We start from the raw sequence: 17,592 nt of genomic DNA on the forward strand, positions 1-17,592 counted from the left end.
CCCGGTCCTTCGACCAGGTGGGGCGCCGTCGTCGGTAGGCCTGCGCATCACCGGCCCGCACAGGTCACGCCGCGGCGACCTCCCGGGGGAAGAGGCGCGCCATGACGTCCGACAGCGCGATGACCCCGGCGACCGTGGCGCCGTCGGTCACGACCGCGAGGTGGTTGCGGGTCTCGCGCATCTGCGCGAGGGCCGCGTAGACGGGCACGGACGGCTCGAGCGTGAACGGCGGCCGCATGAGGTCCGCCGCGGGCCGGTCGACGTCCACGTCGAGCGTGTCGCGCACGTGCACGACGCCCGAGATGGCGGTGTCGTCGCCGAGCAGGATCCGCAGGTGGCCTGACGTGCGTGTCGCCTCCTGCACGTCGTGCACCGTGGCGCTCAGCGGGACCATGGTGGGCCGGCCCCGACCGGTGAGCAGGTCGCCCACGGTGAGGGTCTGCAGGTCCAGGGCGCCGGAGAGCTGGGCGAAGTACGCCGGGTCCAGGGCGCCGACGTTGGCCGAGTGCTCGACGAGGTGGCGCAGGTCGTCGGCGCTCTGGCCCGAGGCGACCTGGCCGGTCGGCTCGACGCCGACCTTGACGAGGCACCAGTTGGCCATGTCGTTGAGCCCCGTCAGCAGGGGGCGGGTCAGCCACATGAAGCCGCGCATGGGGATCGCGAGCAGCGTGGCGGACGTCTCGGGGTGGGCGATGGCCCACGACTTGGGCGCCATCTCGCCGACGACCAGGTGCAGGAACGTCACGATGATCAGGGCGAGGACGAACCCGGCGGCGTCGGCGACCCACAGCGGGGCGCCCCACGCCTCGAACGCGGGCGTGAGCCAGTGGTGGACGGCGGGCTTGGTGATCGCGCCGAGGGCCAGGGTGCAGGCCGTGATGCCGAGCTGGGACCCGGCGAGCAGCACGGTCAGCTCGGTCGAGCTGCGCAGCGCGGCGCGGGCCGAACGGCTGTTCGGGGCGGCGTCCTCCAGACGGTGCCGCTTGGCCGCGAGCAGCGCGAACTCGACGGCGACGAAGAACGCGCTGAGCGCGATGATGACGACGGTGATGGTCACGACGACCCAGGGGTTGCTCATCGGTCGCCCTCCTCGGTCTCGGGCGCAGCAGCGGGCGCGGTGTCGGGTGCGGGGACCGGCCGGTCGTCCGTCGGGAAGGTCACGCGGACCAGGGACGGGACGTGGCGCTCGACCTCGATCACGTCGACGCGCATCCAGGCGGGCTCGGGCTCGGCCGCCAGGGCCAGGTCGGCGGGGTCGAGCGGAAGCTCGACGACGATGCCCTCACCGGGTTCGAGCAGCGAGCCGTGCTGGTCGATCACGAGGCCGGCGATCGTCTCGTAGTCACCTCGCGGCAGGTCGCGGCCGATCGCGCGCTCGACCTCGTCGATGTGGGTGTCTCCGGGCATGACCCAGATCCCGTCGTCGTCGCGCGGGGCGATGGTCGGTGTCGCGGGGTCGTGCTCGTCGGTGATCTCCCCGACGAGCTCCTCGGCCAGGTCCTCGGCCGTCAGGACGCCCGCGAACCCGCCGTACTCGTCGATCACGCACGCGAGCTGGTTGTGCGTCTCGGTGAGCTCGCGCAGGGCGTCGGGCAGGCTCATCGCGGTCGGGATCACGACGACGGGGCGCATGAAGTCCTGGGCCCGGACGTCGTCGCCGTGCGTCGTCGTCAGGACGTCGACGAGGTGGACGACGCCGACGACCTGGTCGTCGTCGGCCAGCACCGGGTAGCGCGAGTGGCCGGCCGCCATCCGCGCCCGCACCTCTCCCAGGGTGTCGTCGACGTGCACGACGTCCACGTGGGCGCGGGGGATCATCGCGTGCTCGACGTCACGCTCGGGGAAGTCGAGGATGCGGTCGAGGAGCACCGAGAGCTCGCCCGGCAGGTCGCCGCTCTGGCGCGAGTCCGCGACGATGTGCTCGAGGTCGCGGGCCGTCGCCGAGTGCTCGACGTCGTGCACGGGCTCGATCCGCAGCGCCTTGAGCAAGAGGTTCGAGGCCTGGTCGAAGACCTTGATGAGCCAGCCGAACACGGCCAGGTAGATGGTCGTCGAGCGGGCGAGCCACAGGGCGACCGGCTCGGGCCGTGCGATCGCGAGGTTCTTGGGGAACAGCTCGCCGAAGATCATCTGGACGAACGTCGAGAACACGAGCGCCAGGACGGTGCCCACGGCGATGCCGACGCCGGTCGGCACACCGACCCCGCCCAGGGCCGTGCCCAGGGACTCACCGACGAGCGGCTCGGCGACGTAGCCGACCAGCAGCCCCGTCACGGTGATGCCGAGCTGGGCGCCCGAGAGCATGAAGGACGTGCGCTTGGTGACGGCCAGGGCGCGCTTGGCACCGGCGTCCCCCGTGCCGGCGCGCGCGCTCAGGCGCGACCGGTCCACGGCCATGTACGCGAACTCCTGGGCGACGAAGTAGCCGGTCACGGCCGTGATCGCGACGATCACGACGACGCCGAGCAGCAGTGTCAACACCCACATCAGAACCTGCACCCCCTCGTCGCAGCATCGGTGGCCGGCACAAGGGGGTTCGTACTGTCTGCGTCCATGTCTCTCTCAGATCGCGGGTGGATTCCGACAGGTCAACGCGGAAGCGCGCCCGTGCGTTCCCGGAATCCCGCACCGATTCTCGCAGCGTCCGGCCCGTGATTCCACCAGGAGGACGGCCGCGGGGATCGCCGCGGCGCACGGGACCGGCGACGTAGGGTGTGAGCGACGCCCGACGACCAGACCGACCAGACCGACCAGACCGAGGAGGCCTACGTGGCGACGACTGCCGTGACCGAGGCGACCGTCAGCGACGTGCTGACCGAGCTGGCCGCCCTGGAGGACCCGAAGATCCGTGCGGTCAACGAGCGCCACGGGGACGACCACGGCGTCAAACTCACCAGGCTGCGCGCGGTCGCGAAGTCGCTCAGGACCCAGCACGAGCTCGCGGGGCAGCTCTGGGAGACGGGCGACACCGCGGCGCGCCTCGTCGCGATCCTGATCTGCCGCCCCAAGGCCTGGTCGGCCGACGAGCTCGACGCCATGCTGCGTGACGCGCGCGTCCCCAAGGTGCACGGGTGGCTCGTCAGCTACGTCGTCAAGAAGAGCCCGCACGTCGAGGAGCTGCGCACCGCATGGTTCGCGGACCCCGACCCGGTCGTCGCGAGCGCCGGCTGGGCCCTGACGACCGACCGGGTCGCGAAGTCCCCCGAGGGCCTCGACCTGCCCGGGCTCCTCGACCGCGTCGAGGCCGACATGAAGGACGCTCCCGAGCGCCTCCAGTGGGCCATGAACGAGTGCCTCGCGAACATCGGCATCCACCATCCCGCGCTCCGCGCCCGTGCGGTCGAGATCGGCGAGCGGCTCGAGGTCCTCAAGGACTACCCGACGCCCCCGGGCTGCACGTCGCCGTTCGCGCCGACGTGGATCGCGGAGATCGTCCGCCGCCAGGCGATGGCGTAGCGGATCCCACCCCCGGCCCGACGGCGGCACGTCGCCTCGGGGAGGTCGCACGGGCCGACGCCCGCGGCCGCCACGTGCGAGACGGGTCTCACGACACCCCGGCAGGGCTGACGGGTCGGTCGGCACGCCTGCGCACCGCGAGCGAGACCACGGCTGCGAGGGCCAGGAGGGCGGTCGCGACGAGGAAGGTCGCCCGCATCCCTGCCGCGCTCGAGGCCGCCGTGGCGTCGTGGACGGAGACCGACCCGGTCGCGGTCGCGAACACGGCACCCATGACCGAGGCGCCCGCGATGAGGCCGAGGTTGCGCGAGAGGCTCAGGACGCCCGAGACGGTCCCACGGCGGCGCCCGTCGGCCGTCGTCATGACGGCCGTGTTGTTCGCGGCCAGGAAGAGCTGGTAGCCCGGAGTCAGGACCACGAGCGCGAGCACGTAACCGGGCAGGCCCCAGGCGTGAGGGAGCGCCACGAGCAGGACGGCCCCGGCCGTCATGGTCAGGAGAGCGGCGGTCGTCATCGCGCCCGCGCCCGCGCGGTCGACGACCTTCCCGGCGACGACCCCGGTCAGGGCCGAGACGACCGGCCCGACGGCGAGGGTGAGGCCGATCGCCGCCTCGTCCAGTCCCAGCCCACCCGCGAGGTAGAAGGGACCCACGACCAGGGTGCTCATCATCACGGTCGCGACGAGCAGGTTCATGAGCAGGCCACCGCTCAGGGCGCGGGCGCGCAGGAGCTCCCACGGCACGAGCGGTGCAGCAGACCTGCGCTCGACCACGACCAGGAGCACGACGAGGACCGCCGCGCCCGCGAGCAGGGGCCCGGCGCCGACCTGCGGGACGGCGCCGGGAGTCATCGCGAGGGCGCCCACCACCAGGGCGCCCGTGAGCACCACGGCGCCCGCGACGTCGAACCGCGCGCCAGACCGGACCGGGGCAGGTGCGTCGCCGAGGCCGCGCCAGGTCAGCACGAGGGCGACGCTCGCGAGCGGCAGCATGGCCACGAAGCCCGCCTGCCAGCCGGACGTCGCGATCAGCAGCCCGCCCCCGGCGGGACCCAGCGCGGTCCCTGCCGCAGAGGTGGTTCCCAGCAGCCCCATGGCAGCTCCGGTGTGCGCCTCGGGCACGACGTCGCGCACGAGCGCGAGGGGGAGCGCGATCATGACGGCGGCGCCGACACCTTGCAGGGAGCGGGCCGCGACGAGCACCGCCAGGCTGGGCGCCAGGGCGCAGGCGAGCGTCGCGACCGTGAACACGCCGAGGCCGGCAAGGAGCACCCGCTGTCGTCCGAGGGTGTCACCGAGCCTCCCCACGGCGACTGCGGTCACGGTCATGGCCAGCAGGTACGACAGGACGACCCACTGCACCTGGCCGAAGGGCGCCCCGAGCTCGTGCGCGAGCGTGGGCAGTGCGACGTTCGCGATGCTCGTGCCGAGCGAGGCCAGGAGCGTGGCGAGCGCGAGCGCTGCCACGAGCCTCGTCCGGGAGCGTGGTGCGTGCGGGGAGAGGTTCATGCTGACGAGGCTGCCCGCACTGACCCGTTCCCGGCAACGCTCGTTGCCAGAACTGGGACAGGATGGTGAGATGGACCGATGGACGACCCCACGGCGGCGATCGGACGCGCACTCGACCAGGTCGGGCCACGGCTCGGCGCCCTCCGACGGCGACGCGGGATCACCCTCGCGGCGCTCGCGGGCACGACCGGGATATCCAAGAGCACGCTGTCGCGTCTCGAGACCGGGAGCCGCAAGCCCAGCCTCGAGCTCCTCCTTCTCCTTGCCCATGCCTACCGGGTGCCGCTCGACGAGCTCGTGCGCGCCCCGGAGACGGGCGACCCCCGTATCCGGCTCACACCGCGGAGGGTCAACGGCCGGGTCGTCGTGCCCCTGACCCGGCAGCCCGCGAGCCAGCACGCCTGGAAGATCCTCGTCCCGCGCAAGGCCGCCGAGCCCGTGCTCACGACGCACGAGGGCTACGAGTGGCTGTACGTGCTCACGGGCCGGCTGCGGCTCGTCGTGGGGGACCGGGACATCGTGCTCGACGCCGGGGAGGTCGCCGAGTTCGACACCCGCACGCCCCACTGGTTCGGCAGCACGGGCCAAGAGGGCGCCGAGGTGCTCAGCCTGTTCGGACCGCAGGGCGAACGGGCACACACCCGCACCGACCTCACGCCCGACGACGCGGTCGGCGGTGAGGACGCGACGACCGTCATCGACACGCCCGGTCCCGGGTCGGACACCATGTCCGCGGGCACAGTCGGCGCCACGCCCTGACCTGCACCCCCGGGGCCCGCCCGTGCCCCGGGGCCTGCCGGTCACTGCGCGACCGGCACGACCTCCCCGGTCACGGTGTCCGCGCGGAACGCCCGCTCGAACCGCTCCGGCCCGGCCTGGACCGCGCACGTGACGACCGCGAAGCCGGCGGCCACGTCCTCCGGCGTCACGGTGTACGTCGGTGTGAAGTACAGGGCGTCCTCGCCGGGCGCGAGGCGCAGGGCAGGGAGCTCGGCCGCCACGTCGCCGTCGAAGCTGCCGCTCAGCGCGGCCGTGACCGGCTCCGTGCCACGGTGCCGGAAGCGTCCGGTGAACGCGAGGATGTCGCCCGCGCGCAGCCCGGGCGCGGCCGGACCGTAGTTGACGTCCTGCGCCTCGCGCGTGCCGAGGACCTGGTCGCCGTCGTACCCCTGCCCGATCTCCTTCCAGGTGTGCACGCCCCACTCGCCGCCCTCGGACGAGATGACGTGCGACGCGCCCACGGTGACCCACCGGGCGGGACGACCCGGGGTGATCGAGCGGAGCACCATGGTGAAGGCCCCGCCGTCGTCGTCCTGGTAGGTCCGAGCGGCCTCGGCGAGAGCCGCGGAGGAGAGGGCGTCGGCCTCGACGCGGGCGAACGCGATCTCGCTGTACCCGTCACGCTCGTAGAGCACGCCGAGCGACCCGTCGGCGAGCACTGCCGCCGTCGAGTAGGCGCTCGAGCCCGCGCAGACCGTGATCGCGGGCCGCCACGTCGTGCCCTCGTCGTGCGAGACGCTGAGCACGGTGTTGCGGCGCAGGTCGGCGTCGCGGTTGTTGGTCACGAGCAGGGGAGCGGCTGCGTCGGTCGCGGGCCCGAGCCGCAGGATGCTGCCGTTGTCGCTCGGGTCGGGCAGGTCCGGCACGGGTGTCAGCGGCCCGTAGGAGTGGCCGCCGTCGGTCGAGACGGCCTGCACCCGGCAGCCCTTGGCGCGAGAGCTCAGGAGCACGCGGCCGCCGCTCAGCTCGACGACCTTGTTCTCGTTCGCCCCGGGCCCCGTGGGCTCGCCGAGCGTCCAGGTGTCGCCGTGGTCGTCGGAGTACGCCGACGCCGCGCGGATCTCCCCGCCCAGGAGCAGGACCATCTGCTGGACCAGCCGCCCGGCGTACGGGCCGGTCTCGAGCTGGATCCCGGCGCCCGCCGCGGCGAAGAGGCCCGTGACGCCCTGCGGCTTGAGCGAGGCCGTCACGCGCCGGTGGGTCCAGGTGAGGCCGTCGTCGTCGGAGAACGACAGGTCGACGTGCTGGACGTCGTCCTCGGGCTCGAGCCCCTCGACCGCCTCGAAGAACCCCGCGTGGGTCCCTGCGGCGTGGAAGCAGAAGATGCGCCCGGTGACGCGGTCGACGAGCAGGCTCGGGTCGCCGAACCCCTGGAGCCCCGTGCCGACCCGCACGTCCTGCTGCGGGCCCCACGTGCGGCCGTGGTCGAGGCTGCGCCGGACCAGGAGGTCGATCGTGTTCGGCAGGTCGTCGAGGTTGGGGCGTCCGTCGTACGCCGCGAGGACCGTGCCGCGCGTCGAGACGGCCAGGGCGGGGATGCGGTACTGGCGGTGCCCGCCGACGCCGCGGGCGGCGAGCACCTGGTGGGTGAGTTCGTGGGGGTTCGTGCGCATCCCCTAGATGTACCCCGGCCCGTGCCCCGGGCCAAGCTCCGTCGGGCGGCGAGTCCGCGCGCCCGCCCCACGGACCGTGCCCGACGGCGGCGCGCACCTTCGTACGAAGGGTGCGCGCCGCCGTCGGGCAGGTCAGGCGGACCGGGCCTCGCGCGCCGCCGTCCACGGGACCGCGCGACCCGCGGCGAGCGAGGCCCGGACCGACAGGACACGCTGGTTCGTGCTCCCGCGGAACGGCAGCGTGAGGTCCCGGTGCGCCATCTCGAACCGGCCGTCGACCAGGACGTCGAGCTCGGCGAGGAGCTCCTGCTTGTCGCCCGACCCCGCGCGGAGCTCCTCGAACGTGTAGCCGGTCCAGCACCACACGTCCTTGCCCCGTCCGTGCTGCGCGCGCAGGCGCCGCACGAGGCGCAGGCACACGCCCGTGTTGAGGAACGGCTCGCCGCCGAGCAGGGACAGGCCCTGCACGGACTCGTGCGCGAGGTCCGCGAGGATCCGCTCCTCGAGCTCGTCGGTGTACGGGGACCCGTAGCGAAAGCTCCACGTCGCCTCGTTGAAGCAGCCCTCGCACGCGAACAGGCACCCGCTCACGTACAGGCTGCAGCGCACGCCCTCGCCGTCGACGAACACGAACGGCTTGTAGTCCGCGACGTGCCCCTGGCTGAAACGCTCCGCGAGCCAGTCGGGCTGCGGGTCCCGCGACACGACGACCTCAGGCTTCCGCTGGGCCGGCGTCGACCACGGCGCTCGCGGACCCGGGCTCGTCGAGGGCACCCAGGCTCACGGCCCCCGCCATGTGCTTGACGCGCGAGGAGATCTCGACGTGCCGCCCGTGCACCATGGGGCGCTGCTGCGGGTTGCCGAGGTACCCGCACGTGCGCTTGACGACGTCGCACGTGCGCGGGTCCGTGTTGCCGCAGCCCGGGCACGCGAAGCCGCGCGCCGTCGGGGTGAAGTCGCCCGCGTACCCGCACGCGTAGCACCGGTCGATCGGGGTGTTCGTACCGAGGTACCCCACCCGGTCGTAGGCGTAGTCCCACACGGCCTCGAGCGCCTTCGGGTTCTGCTGGAGCACCGGGTACTCGCAGTAGTGGATGAACCCGCCCGAGGCGTACTGCGGGTAGTCCATCTCGAAGTCGAGCTTCTCGAACGGCGTCGGGTCCTTGCGCACGTCGTAGTGGAAGCTGTTCGTGTAGTACTCCTTGTCGGTGATGTCGGCCACCACCCCGAACTTCTCCCGGTCGAGCCGCGCGAACCGGTCCGTGAGGCTCTCGCTCGGCGTCGAGTAGACGCTGAACTGGTAGCCGTGCTCGGCCGTCCAGGCGGACGTGTGCTCCTTGAGGGTCCGCAGCACGCGCAGCGTCATCTCCTTCGCCTCGGGGTCGGCCTCCCAGGCGCCGCCGAAGAACGCGGCCGCGACCTCGTACAGCCCGATGTACCCGAGCGAGACGGTCGCGCGCCCGTCGCGGAAGAGCTGGTCGACGTCGTCGTCCGGGGCCAGGCGCTCGCCGAACGCGCCGTGCACGTACAGGATCGGGGCGTTGCCAGGGACGGCTTCCTTGCAGCGCTCGACGCGGTAGACGAGCGCGTCGCGCACGGTCACGAGCCGCTCCGCCAGGATGTCCCAGAACGCCTCCTGGCTGCCCTGGGCCTCCAGGGCGATGCGGGGCAGGTTGAGCGTCACGACGCCCAGGTTCATGCGGCCTTCCACGACGTCGTTGCCCTCCTGGTCCGACCAGCCCTGGAGGAACGAGCGGCAGCCCATGGGCATCTTGAAGCTGCCCGTGAGCTCGACGATCTTGTCGTAGCTCAGCACGTCGGGGTACATGCGCTTGGTCGCGCACTCCACGGCGAGCTCCTTGATGTCGTAGTTCTCGTCGCCCGGCTCGAGGTTGACCCCGCGGCGCAGGGTGTAGATGAGCTTGGGGAAGATCGCGGTGCGGCCCTCCGCGCCCAGGCCCTTGATGCGGATCTGCAGGATCGCGCGCTGGATCTCGCGTTCGAGCCACCCCGTCCCCAACCCGAAGCCGACCGACGTGAACGGCGTCTGCCCGTTGGACGTGAACAGCGTGTTGATCTCGTACTCGAGGCTCTGCATCGCGTCGTAGATGTCCTTGGCCGTCTTGGCCCGCGCGTACGCGTCGTGCGTCGAGGTGTCGGGGAGCCAGTGCTCGGCCTCGACCAGGTGCTTGGCGTAGTTGAGCTCGGCGTACGGAGCCAGGAGCTCGTCGATCCGGTTGACCGAGCAGCCGCCGTACTGGCTCGAGGCGACGTTCGCGATGATCTGCGTGATCTGCGCGGCCGCGGTCTGGATCGAGCGGGGCGGCTCGACCTGCGCGTTGCCGATGCGGAACCCCTCGGACAGCATCGTCCGGAAGTCGATCAGGCAGCAGTTCGTCATGGGCGCGTACGGGTGGTAGTCGAGGTCGTGGTAGTGGATGTCGCCCTTCTGGTGGGCGTTCGCGACGTGCGGGGGCAGCATGCGTAGACCGATCGCCTTGCCGACCGCGCCGGCCGTCAGGTCGCGCTGGGTGTTGAAGACGTCCGAGTCCTTGTTGGCGTTCTCGTTGACGACCGCCGAGTCCTTGCTGATCAGACCCACGATCGAGTGGTTGAGGTCGGTCGACCGGCTGCGCGCGAAGTCCCGCTGGACGCGGTAGTCGATGTAGGCGCGCGCCACCTCGTACTCGCGCGACTCGAGCAGCTCGTGCTCGACCACGGCCTGGATCTCGTAGATCTGCACGACGCCCGCGAAGCGCACCGAGATCTCCGCGACCACCCGGTCGAGCACCGCGTCGAGAGCGCGCTCGTGGAACGGCGTCGCTGCCCCGTGGACCTCCTCGTAGGCCTTCCTGAGCGCGGCGCGGATCCGGGAGTCGTCGAACGCGAGCGCTCGACCGTCACGCTTGAGCACCGTGAGGCCGCTCGTCGACCCCGACGTGACGTCCTCGCCCTGCTCGATCCCGACCAGGCCCATGTGACCACAACCTCTCTGTGTGACGCTCGGGGCCTGCCTGGACGGGCAGCCCGGAGCGTCGATGAAGACTAGATGTAGTAGCAATTACACCCGTCAGAGCCCACATGTAGTGGCCAATCTCGGGCGCGCCGGGACCTTCCTCCCTGAGGTCGGGACGTTGGTCACCCGTTCGGGGGACCTTGGGGAACGGCGGGTCGGTGGCTCGCCCTCGGGGGGAGGTGACCGGTCGCGACGGTCCGTCGCGAGCGAGCGAGCGGGCGGGCGAGCGAGCGGGCCGGGTGCGGTGCTGGGGCGTGTGGCCGGGGCGTCTCGCGCAGAAATGGGCAAACATATGTCCTAGGACATATGTTGGTGAGGTGCTCCGCTCGATGTGGACGCCGGGACAGGGGAGGTGGCGTGGCCATGATCGACCTGATCGACCGGATCTACGGTGCGAGCGCGGACGAGGTCGTCTCGTCCGTCCGCGCACTCGTGGACACGGGAGCGCTGTCGGCCGGGGAGTCGCTGCCGCCCATCCGCGACCTCGCGGGACGGTTGGGCCTCAACCGGAACACGGTGGCCGCCGCGTATGCCCAGCTGGCGGCCGCCGGGGTCGTCCAGAGCCGGCGGCGCGGGGGCACGGTCGTGCTCGGGGTTCCCGTCCTCGACGGCGAGGGTCGGACGCCCGTCGGGCTCGTGGACCTCTCGAGCGGGAACCCCGACCCGTCGCTCCTCCCAGACCTGACGGGTGCTCTCGCCGGCGGCTACACCCCCCGGCTGTACGGTGGCGCCTCGGTCGACGCCGATCTCGCACGGTGGGCGCGGGAACACCTCGCACCGGACGTCGACCGCGAGCACCGCGTCGTCCTCGCGCACGGGGCCGTCGACGCGGTCGAGCGCCTGCTCGCCGCGCACCTCACGCGCGGCGACCATGTCGCGGTCGAGGACCCGTGCTTCCTGTCGAGCATCGGCACGCTCCGGCTCGGCGGGTACCGCGGTGCCCCTGTCCCGGTCGACGACGAGGGCATGAGCGTCGCCGGCCTGCGTGACGCGCTCACGTCGGGCGCGCGAGCCGTGGTGTGCACGCCCCGCGCGCACAACCCCACCGGGGTGAGCCTGACGCCCCGGCGTGCCGCTGCGCTGCGTGACGTGCTGGCGGAGCACCCGGACGTGCTCGTCGTCGAGGACGACCACTTCTCGGCGGTGTCCACCCGGCCCTACCTGCGGATCACCCCGCGCGGGGCGCCCCGGTGGGCGCTCGTGCGGTCCGTGTCGAAGTTCCTCGGACCGGACCTGCGCGTGGCCTTCGTGCTGGCCGACGCCACGACCGCCGCACGGCTCGAGACCCGGCTCAGCTCGTCCACCACGTGGGTCAGCCACGTCCTCCAGCGCGTCGTCGCGCACGTGCTCGCCGACCCCGGCACGGACGTCCTCCTGGACCGCGCCCGCGCCACGTACGCCCGCCGGAGCGAGCGGCTCGCCGCAGCGCTCACGGAGCGCGGCATCCCCGTCCCGGGACGCGGGGACGGCCTCAACCTGTGGGTGCCGTTGCCCGTGCAGGGTTCCGCCCGGCGTGTCGTGGACGACCTCGCGGACCGCGGGTGGGCCGTCCGCGCGGGCGACGACTTCACGCTCGGCACGGGGCACGCGCCCGCGATCCGCGTCACGACCTCGACCCCGGACGCCCGGCAAGCCGTCGCCCTCGCGACCGACCTGGCCGCGATCGTCCGCCACCACGACACGTCGGGGGCGGGCTCATGACCCGGCGGGCGCTCGCGGTCCGGCACGTCCCCTTCGAGGACCTCGGGCTCGCGGCGGCGGTCCTGGACGCGCACGGCTACGAGGTGACCTACCTGGAGTCCGGCACGGACCCCATCACCCCGGAGGCGTTCCTGGGCCCCGAGCTCCTGATCGTGCTGGGCGGCCCGGTCGGCGTCGGCGACGTCGAGCACTACCCGTTCCTCGCCGCCGAGCTCGCGGCGATCGCGGGTCGGCTGCGCGCGGGCCGGCCGACGCTCGGCATCTGCCTCGGTGCCCAGCTCGTGGCCCATGCGCTCGGTGCCGCCGTCTCCGCGACGGGCCGCCAGGAGATCGGCTACGGCCCGCTGACCCTCACCGAGGCTGGTCGGGACTCGGTCCTCGCCCCCCTCGACGGCGTGCCCGTCCTGCACTGGCACGGGGACCAGTTCGAGATTCCCCCGGGTGCAGTGCGCCTCGCCGAGACGCCCGGATTCCCGCACCAGGCGTTCTCGTCGGGCCCGGCCGTGCTCGGGCTGCAGTTCCACCTCGAGGCGGACCACACCCGGATCGAGAGCTGGCTCGTGGGTCACGCCCACGAGCTCGCGGGCGCCGGGATCGATCCTCGCCGGATCCGTGCGCAGGCCGTCGAGCACGGACCGGCCCTCGCGGACGTGGCCAGGCGCGTCCTCGACGTCTGGGTCGCGCAGAGCACGCTGCTCCTGGAGAACCCCGCCCCGACCGACTCCGACCCGTGGGAGCACCCGTGACCGCCCGACCGCTCGACCAGCCCTACCGGACGGCACGCACCGTCACGGACTTCACCAGAGCGCTGGACGCCGTGCGCTCCCGGATCGTGGCCGCCGCCGCAGAGGCCGGACGCAACCCGGCCACCGTACGGCTGCTGGCGGTCAGCAAGACCGTGCCCGAGGACCGGATCCGCCAGGCCGTCGCCGCGGGGCTCGTCCGCCTGGGCGAGAACAAGGTGCAGGAGGCCCGGCGGAAGTCCGAGAACCTCGCGGACCTCGACGTCGAGTGGGCGGTCATCGGGCACCTGCAGACGAACAAGGCCAAGGACGTCGCGGCCTTCGCCACGGAGTTCCAGGCCCTCGACTCGCTCCGTGTCGCGCAGGCGCTCGACCGGCGGCTCCAGACGCTGGGGCGAGGCCTCGACGTCCTGGTCCAGGTCAACACCTCGGACGAGCCCAGCAAGTACGGCCTCGCCCCCGAGGAGGTGCCCGCCTTCGTCCAGGCGCTGCCGACGTTCACGGCCCTGAGGGTCCGCGGACTCATGACCCTGGCCGAGCTCACCACGGACCGCGAGCGCGTCCGGGGGTGCTTCGCCCGGCTGCGGTCGCTCCGCGACCGGCTCCGCGACACGGCGCCGGACGGGGTCGGGCTCGACGAGCTCTCGATGGGCATGTCCGGTGACTACGAGCTCGCGATCGCGGAGGGAGCCACGTGCGTCCGTGTCGGCCAGGCCGTCTTCGGGCCGCGTGCGGTCCCGGACTCGGCCTACTGGCCCACCTGACGGACCGACCTCACCCACTGCGGACGCCTCGAGGGCCTGCCTACAGTGGGGGCCACCGGTCGGCACCCCCGCGGGAGGACTCATGGACGAGGCGACGAACGACCACGACCTGATCGAGCCGCCCGTCGCGGGCGACGAGGTCGCGACGCTCCTCGGTTCGCTCGAGCGCCAGCGAGCCACGTTCGCCTGGAAGGTCGGCGGTCTCGACGCGGACGGGCTCGCGGTACGCGTCGCGGCGTCGGCGATCACGCTCGGCGGGCTCCTCAAGCACCTCGCGTTCACCGAGGAGCTGTGGTTCTCGACCAAGCTCCACGGACGCCCTCCCGGGGAACCCTGGGACACGGTCGACTGGGACCGCGACCCGCAGTGGCCGTGGACCTCGGCCGCGCAGGACTCGCCGGGAGACCTGTACGACCTGTGGCGCGCCGCCGTCGTCGGCTCACGCGCGGCGATCGACGAGGCGCTCGCGGACGGCGGCCTCGACCGCCGTCTCGTCTGGCAGCCCGAGGTCGGGGACGGCGGGGAACGGTCGAGCCTGCGCAGGGTCCTGGTCGACCTGATCGAGGAGTACGCCCGGCACGTGGGGCACGCCGACCTGATCCGTGAGTCGATCGACGGCCTGGTCGGTGAGGACCCGTCGGGGGTCCCCGCGGTGTACCCGGTGCGCGAACCCTGAGGTCAGCTCCCGTCGCGCAGGTCGCCGGGCGCGGTGTCGTCGAGCGCGATCCGGTCGAAGACCGCGGTGCACGTCGTTCCCAGGGGAGCCTGTGCCAGGAAGCCCACCCGGACCGGAAGCTCGGAGTAGAGGCGGAAGAGGCGGACGAACTCCCAGGTCTCGCCGTCGCGCGAGGCGTGGAACGCCCAGGCGGGGCCGGTCCGCACGACCCGCAGGTGCACGCTCTCTTCGTCGACGTCCCAGGAGTTGCAGTCGTCGGTGTACTCGTTCGTGACGGTCGAGACGACCATGGCCCGGCCGTTCGGCGCCTGCTCGAAGCAGAGCTTGGCCCAGTGCGCGTCGTCGGCCCACAGGACCAGGGCGCCCGCGTCGAACGTCGTGCGCTCGGTCGTCACCCGGACCCGGGCGGACAGCGCGATCTCGGCCGGTGCGTCGAACACCAGCGCCGGGGCCGCGTGCTGGGGCGGGGCGCCCAGGGCGTCGTTGGTCCAGTCGGTGCCGGCGGGGGCCGTCAGGGTCACGGCGTCGTCGGCGACCTGACCTGCGCCTTCGTGGGACAACCAGTGCAGCGGGGGGAGGGAGATCTTCGTCACGCCGACACCCTACCCACGTTCGTCCTCGAGTGTGGAAGCGCTCCCGTGCGGCGCGTGACGCCGTCGGGCGCGCCGACGCCCCGGGGGCGGACGGGGCGGTCAGACCCGGTCGTCGGATGCCGTCGCTCCCGTCGCGCGAGCGCGCGCCCTCAGCAGTCCGTCAGGACGGGCGCGGGTCCAGCCGGAACGTCGCCGCGGCGCCCGCCGCCCCGGTCACGGAGCCGACGATCGCGGGCCCGTAGCGGTCGTACTTCGCGTGGTAGGCCGCGTCGACCGCCGGGTGCACCGAGTCGTCGGGCTCGACGAACACGACGTCCTTCTCGACCCCGCCCGCACGGACCCGGCCTCGCGGATCGGCCAGGGCGCGACGGAACCAGCCGTTCTCCCGGCCGTAGGCCGACCGGACGTAGACGTCGTCGCCCACCCGCACGACCCAGATGGTCACGAAGGGCCGCAGGCTCCCGTCGGCGCGCAGCGAAGAGACCTGGAGCTCCTCGGCACGGCCGACCCGCTCCAGCTCGTCGTCGGTCCAGGTGGTCGTCGATGCGGTCATGGCTCGCGCTCCTCGGTGGTCGGTGGCGTCGATCGGTGGGACCGGGCCGACGGATGCGGTCCCGTGGACCGTCTCCTGTCCGAACGTACGTCGGACCGCTACGTCGCGGGAGGTTCTCCTGGTACCCCGCACGCCTGGCACGCGCGGTCGGAGGACGAGCCGCCGGTCAGCGGTCGGTGTCGACGAGCCGGTGCTCGTGCGCGTAGACGACCACCTGCACGCGGTCGCGCAGGTCGAGCTTGCGCAGGATCGCGCCCACGTGCGTCTTGACGGTCGACTCGCTCACGAACAGCCGCGCCCCGATCTCGGCGTTCGACATCCCCGTGGCGACGAGGACGAGAACCCTGCGCTCCTTGGTCGTGAGCGACCCGACCTCCCCAGGGACCGGGGCGACGGCGCGGAACCTGCCGTCGAGGAGCGTCGTCAGGTCCTGCGGGGCCATGACGGCGTTGCCGGCGTGCACCGTGCGGACGCAGTGGGCGAGCTGCTCGGGGCTCGAGTCCTTGAGGAGGAACCCGCTCGCACCGTAGCGGATCGCGGTCGCAGCCCGGTCGTCGAGGTCGAAGGTCGTCAGGACGACGACCCGGACCGGTCGCGTCCGACCCGCGGCCCGCGTCGGGGCGAAGATCTGCCGGGTGGCCTCCACTCCGTCGAGCACGGGCATGCGGAGGTCCATGAGCACCACGTCCGGCACCAGCTCGTCGACCAGACGCACGGCCTCCCGGCCGTCTGCCGCCGACCCGACCACCCGGATGCCGGGCTGGGCGTCGAGGATCACCCCGACGCCCTGCCGGAAGAGCTCCTGGTCGTCGACGAGCAGGACGCGGACGTCCTCGGCGGTGGTCATGCGGCTCCTCGGGGGTGGTGGTGCGGTGGGCCGGGCGGTCTGCGGCGGCCGCTCCTCAGGACAGGGGAACGTACGCGCTCGCCGTGAACGTCGCGCCACCGTCCGGCAGGGGCGCGGTGCGGACCGACAGGTGGCCGCCGAAGGGTTCGAGCCGCTGACGCAGCCCGGCGATCCCGCGTCCTCCGACGCCGCGCTCGGTCCCGGGGGAGACGGCGTTCGCCACCTCGACGAGCAGGTACGTCGTCCGCCCCGAGGGGCCGGTCCGTGCGGTGCGTGCCGGCTCCGTGCACCACGACCGGCGGACCGAGACGGCGCGGTCCCGGCAGCCGTGCTTGAGCGCGTTCGTCAGCATCTCCTGGAGCACCCGGAACGCGACAGTCTGCTCCTCGGGGGTCAGGTCGCGCGGCTCGCCCGACTCGGCGTCCTCGACCTGGACGCCTGCGGTGCGGACGTCGTCGATCAGGGACTGCAGACTCCCCTGCGGGAGCAACCCGGCGGGGGTGGGCGTCCCGGTCGAGCCGAGGACGGCCCGGACGTCGCGCAACGACTGCCGTGCGGAGGCCGCGATGCTCGCCATGGCCCGCTTGGCGGCGTCGGGATCGTCGTCGGCGAGGTACTGGGCGGACTCGGCCTGGGCGAGGATCACGGCGAGCGAGTGCCCGACGACGTCGTGGACGTCCCGCGCCAGACGGGCGTTCCCGGCCTGGAGGCGCGCGATCTCTGTCGCCGCCGCGCGCTCCTCCCGGGCCTCGTCGAGGGCCGCGAGAGCCGCCTGCTCGTCCTGTCGGGACAGGCTCGTGCGCTCGCGGCCCCGGAGCACCAGACCGAGGAACCAGGGCAGCAGGAAGTACGCGAGCGACCCGAACCCGACCAGGGCCGGACCGACGAGGTCCCCGCCCCCCGAGGACAGCAGGATCGCCACGAGGTCGCTGGAGACGTACACGCCGTCGCTGCCGAGGTACATGAACGCGAGGACCGGGGCGAACGGGAGCGCGACGCCACTGAGCCACAGGACCGGCGTCGACCCGTACCGCGACGTCCCGAAAGCGACGAGGGGAGCGGTGAGCTGGACGGCGAGGAGCGCAGCCCCGGTCGTGACCTGGAACAGGCCGGTCACGAGGAGCAGACCGAGCGCGAGCCCCGGGGCCCGGCGGAAGAGCGCGCAGGCGAGAGCCGTCGTCAGGACGACCGCGACGCCGGCGACGAGGCGCGCGTCGGTCATCCGTGCGTCCCGGGCGACCTCGACGAATCCCGCGACGACGACGAGCAGGGCGACGGTCGGGGCCGGCCAGGTGGCTGCGACGCGAGGCGTCACGGGGTGGGGCGGGCTCACTCCCGGATGC

The 17,592-nt window shown here is 72.9% G+C and carries 16 protein-coding genes; 6 read left to right on the top strand and 10 right to left on the bottom strand.

Annotation, left to right across the window (positions count from 1 at the left end):
• Positions 1–64: 64 nt before the first annotated feature.
• Both H9652_RS05270 and H9652_RS05275 read right to left on the bottom strand, forming a co-directional pair.
• Entirely contained in the window at positions 65–1,078 is a 1,014-nt protein-coding gene (locus H9652_RS05270) for a hemolysin family protein (protein WP_191795308.1), read from the bottom strand.
• Positions 1,075–2,487, bottom strand: coding sequence for a hemolysin family protein (locus H9652_RS05275; RefSeq protein ID WP_225227745.1), 1,413 nt, complete (start codon positions 2,485–2,487; stop codon positions 1,075–1,077). Before H9652_RS05275 ends, H9652_RS05270 begins: the two co-directional genes overlap by 4 nt.
• Positions 2,488–2,769: 282 nt before the next feature.
• Here H9652_RS05275 and H9652_RS05280 point away from each other — a divergent pair, with 282 nt between their 5' ends.
• Positions 2,770–3,456, top strand: coding sequence for a DNA alkylation repair protein (locus H9652_RS05280; protein ID WP_191795309.1), 687 nt, complete (start codon positions 2,770–2,772; stop codon positions 3,454–3,456).
• Positions 3,457–3,544: 88 nt separating this feature from the next.
• On the opposite strand, the gene H9652_RS05285 is transcribed toward H9652_RS05280, so the two are convergent.
• The gene (locus tag H9652_RS05285; RefSeq protein WP_191795310.1) at positions 3,545–4,963 is read right to left on the bottom strand and encodes an MFS transporter; all 1,419 of its coding nucleotides are present in this window, start codon (positions 4,961–4,963) and stop codon (positions 3,545–3,547) included.
• A gap of 78 nt (positions 4,964–5,041) precedes the next feature.
• On the opposite strand from H9652_RS05285, the gene H9652_RS05290 reads away from it, so the two are divergent.
• The gene (locus H9652_RS05290; RefSeq protein ID WP_191795311.1) at positions 5,042–5,722 is read left to right on the top strand and encodes a helix-turn-helix domain-containing protein; all 681 of its coding nucleotides are present in this window, start codon (positions 5,042–5,044) and stop codon (positions 5,720–5,722) included.
• Positions 5,723–5,763: 41 nt separating this feature from the next.
• Here H9652_RS05290 and H9652_RS05295 read toward each other — a convergent pair whose 3' ends face one another.
• The 3 genes from H9652_RS05295 to nrdD form a co-directional block, all read right to left on the bottom strand.
• Positions 5,764–7,356 carry a sialidase family protein gene (locus H9652_RS05295; RefSeq protein ID WP_191795312.1) on the bottom strand — a complete coding sequence of 531 codons (1,593 nt, stop codon included), beginning with the start codon at positions 7,354–7,356 and terminating at the stop codon, positions 5,764–5,766.
• Positions 7,357–7,488: 132 nt separating this feature from the next.
• A complete protein-coding gene (nrdG, locus tag H9652_RS05300; protein WP_191795313.1) occupies positions 7,489–8,061 on the bottom strand; it encodes an anaerobic ribonucleoside-triphosphate reductase activating protein in 573 nt (190 codons plus the stop codon).
• A gap of 7 nt (positions 8,062–8,068) precedes the next feature.
• Complete coding sequence (gene nrdD / locus H9652_RS05305; RefSeq protein ID WP_191795314.1) at positions 8,069–10,333, bottom strand: anaerobic ribonucleoside-triphosphate reductase; 2,265 nt, start codon at positions 10,331–10,333, stop codon at positions 8,069–8,071.
• A 402-nt stretch (positions 10,334–10,735) separates the two neighbouring features.
• On the opposite strand from nrdD, the gene H9652_RS05310 reads away from it, so the two are divergent.
• The 4 genes from H9652_RS05310 (at position 10,736) to H9652_RS05325 (ending at position 14,256) form a co-directional block, all read left to right on the top strand.
• On the top strand, positions 10,736–12,073 hold the full coding sequence (locus H9652_RS05310; protein ID WP_191795315.1) for an aminotransferase class I/II-fold pyridoxal phosphate-dependent enzyme: 1,338 nt from the start codon (positions 10,736–10,738) through the stop codon (positions 12,071–12,073).
• Positions 12,070–12,819: a glutamine amidotransferase gene (locus H9652_RS05315; RefSeq protein WP_191795316.1), complete on the top strand. Its 750-nt coding sequence runs from the start codon at positions 12,070–12,072 to the stop codon at positions 12,817–12,819. Before H9652_RS05310 ends, H9652_RS05315 begins: the two co-directional genes overlap by 4 nt.
• A complete protein-coding gene (locus tag H9652_RS05320) occupies positions 12,816–13,580 on the top strand; it encodes a YggS family pyridoxal phosphate-dependent enzyme (protein WP_191795317.1) in 765 nt (254 codons plus the stop codon). The genes H9652_RS05315 and H9652_RS05320 overlap by 4 nt, the downstream gene beginning before the upstream one ends.
• A gap of 82 nt (positions 13,581–13,662) precedes the next feature.
• The gene (locus H9652_RS05325) at positions 13,663–14,256 is read left to right on the top strand and encodes a DinB family protein (RefSeq protein WP_191795318.1); all 594 of its coding nucleotides are present in this window, start codon (positions 13,663–13,665) and stop codon (positions 14,254–14,256) included.
• A gap of 2 nt (positions 14,257–14,258) precedes the next feature.
• Here the strand turns inward: H9652_RS05325 and H9652_RS05330 are convergent, their stop codons facing one another.
• From H9652_RS05330 to H9652_RS05345, 4 genes are all read right to left on the bottom strand, one after another.
• Positions 14,259–14,849, bottom strand: coding sequence for a DUF1349 domain-containing protein (locus H9652_RS05330; protein ID WP_191795319.1), 591 nt, complete (start codon positions 14,847–14,849; stop codon positions 14,259–14,261).
• A 160-nt stretch (positions 14,850–15,009) separates the two neighbouring features.
• Positions 15,010–15,402: a DUF2255 family protein gene (locus tag H9652_RS05335; protein ID WP_191795320.1), complete on the bottom strand. Its 393-nt coding sequence runs from the start codon at positions 15,400–15,402 to the stop codon at positions 15,010–15,012.
• Positions 15,403–15,568: 166 nt separating this feature from the next.
• Positions 15,569–16,249, bottom strand: coding sequence for a response regulator (locus tag H9652_RS05340; RefSeq protein WP_191795321.1), 681 nt, complete (start codon positions 16,247–16,249; stop codon positions 15,569–15,571).
• A gap of 55 nt (positions 16,250–16,304) precedes the next feature.
• Positions 16,305–17,582, bottom strand: coding sequence for a sensor histidine kinase (locus tag H9652_RS05345; RefSeq protein WP_191795322.1), 1,278 nt, complete (start codon positions 17,580–17,582; stop codon positions 16,305–16,307).
• Positions 17,583–17,592: the final 10 nt, after the last annotated feature.

Source organism: Oerskovia rustica (genome assembly GCF_014836555.1).
Lineage (GTDB): Bacteria > Actinomycetota > Actinomycetes > Actinomycetales > Cellulomonadaceae > Oerskovia > Oerskovia rustica.

Excerpts from the sequence above, each read along its gene's own strand:
- H9652_RS05310 (WP_191795315.1), top strand. The coding sequence starts at position 10,736 with ATGATCGACCTGATCGACCGGATCTACGGTGCGAGCGCGGACGAGGTC.
- H9652_RS05290 (WP_191795311.1), top strand. The coding sequence starts at position 5,042 with ATGGACGACCCCACGGCGGCGATCGGACGCGCACTCGACCAGGTCGGG.
- H9652_RS05295 (WP_191795312.1), bottom strand. The coding sequence starts at position 7,356 with ATGCGCACGAACCCCCACGAACTCACCCACCAGGTGCTCGCCGCCCGC.
- H9652_RS05315 (WP_191795316.1), top strand. The coding sequence starts at position 12,070 with ATGACCCGGCGGGCGCTCGCGGTCCGGCACGTCCCCTTCGAGGACCTC.
- nrdD (WP_191795314.1), bottom strand. The coding sequence starts at position 10,333 with ATGGGCCTGGTCGGGATCGAGCAGGGCGAGGACGTCACGTCGGGGTCG.
- H9652_RS05275 (WP_225227745.1), bottom strand. The coding sequence starts at position 2,487 with ATGTGGGTGTTGACACTGCTGCTCGGCGTCGTCGTGATCGTCGCGATC.
- H9652_RS05335 (WP_191795320.1), bottom strand. The coding sequence starts at position 15,402 with ATGACCGCATCGACGACCACCTGGACCGACGACGAGCTGGAGCGGGTC.
- H9652_RS05325 (WP_191795318.1), top strand. The coding sequence starts at position 13,663 with ATGGACGAGGCGACGAACGACCACGACCTGATCGAGCCGCCCGTCGCG.
- H9652_RS05285 (WP_191795310.1), bottom strand. The coding sequence starts at position 4,963 with ATGAACCTCTCCCCGCACGCACCACGCTCCCGGACGAGGCTCGTGGCA.
- H9652_RS05270 (WP_191795308.1), bottom strand. The coding sequence starts at position 1,078 with ATGAGCAACCCCTGGGTCGTCGTGACCATCACCGTCGTCATCATCGCG.
- H9652_RS05340 (WP_191795321.1), bottom strand. The coding sequence starts at position 16,249 with ATGACCACCGCCGAGGACGTCCGCGTCCTGCTCGTCGACGACCAGGAG.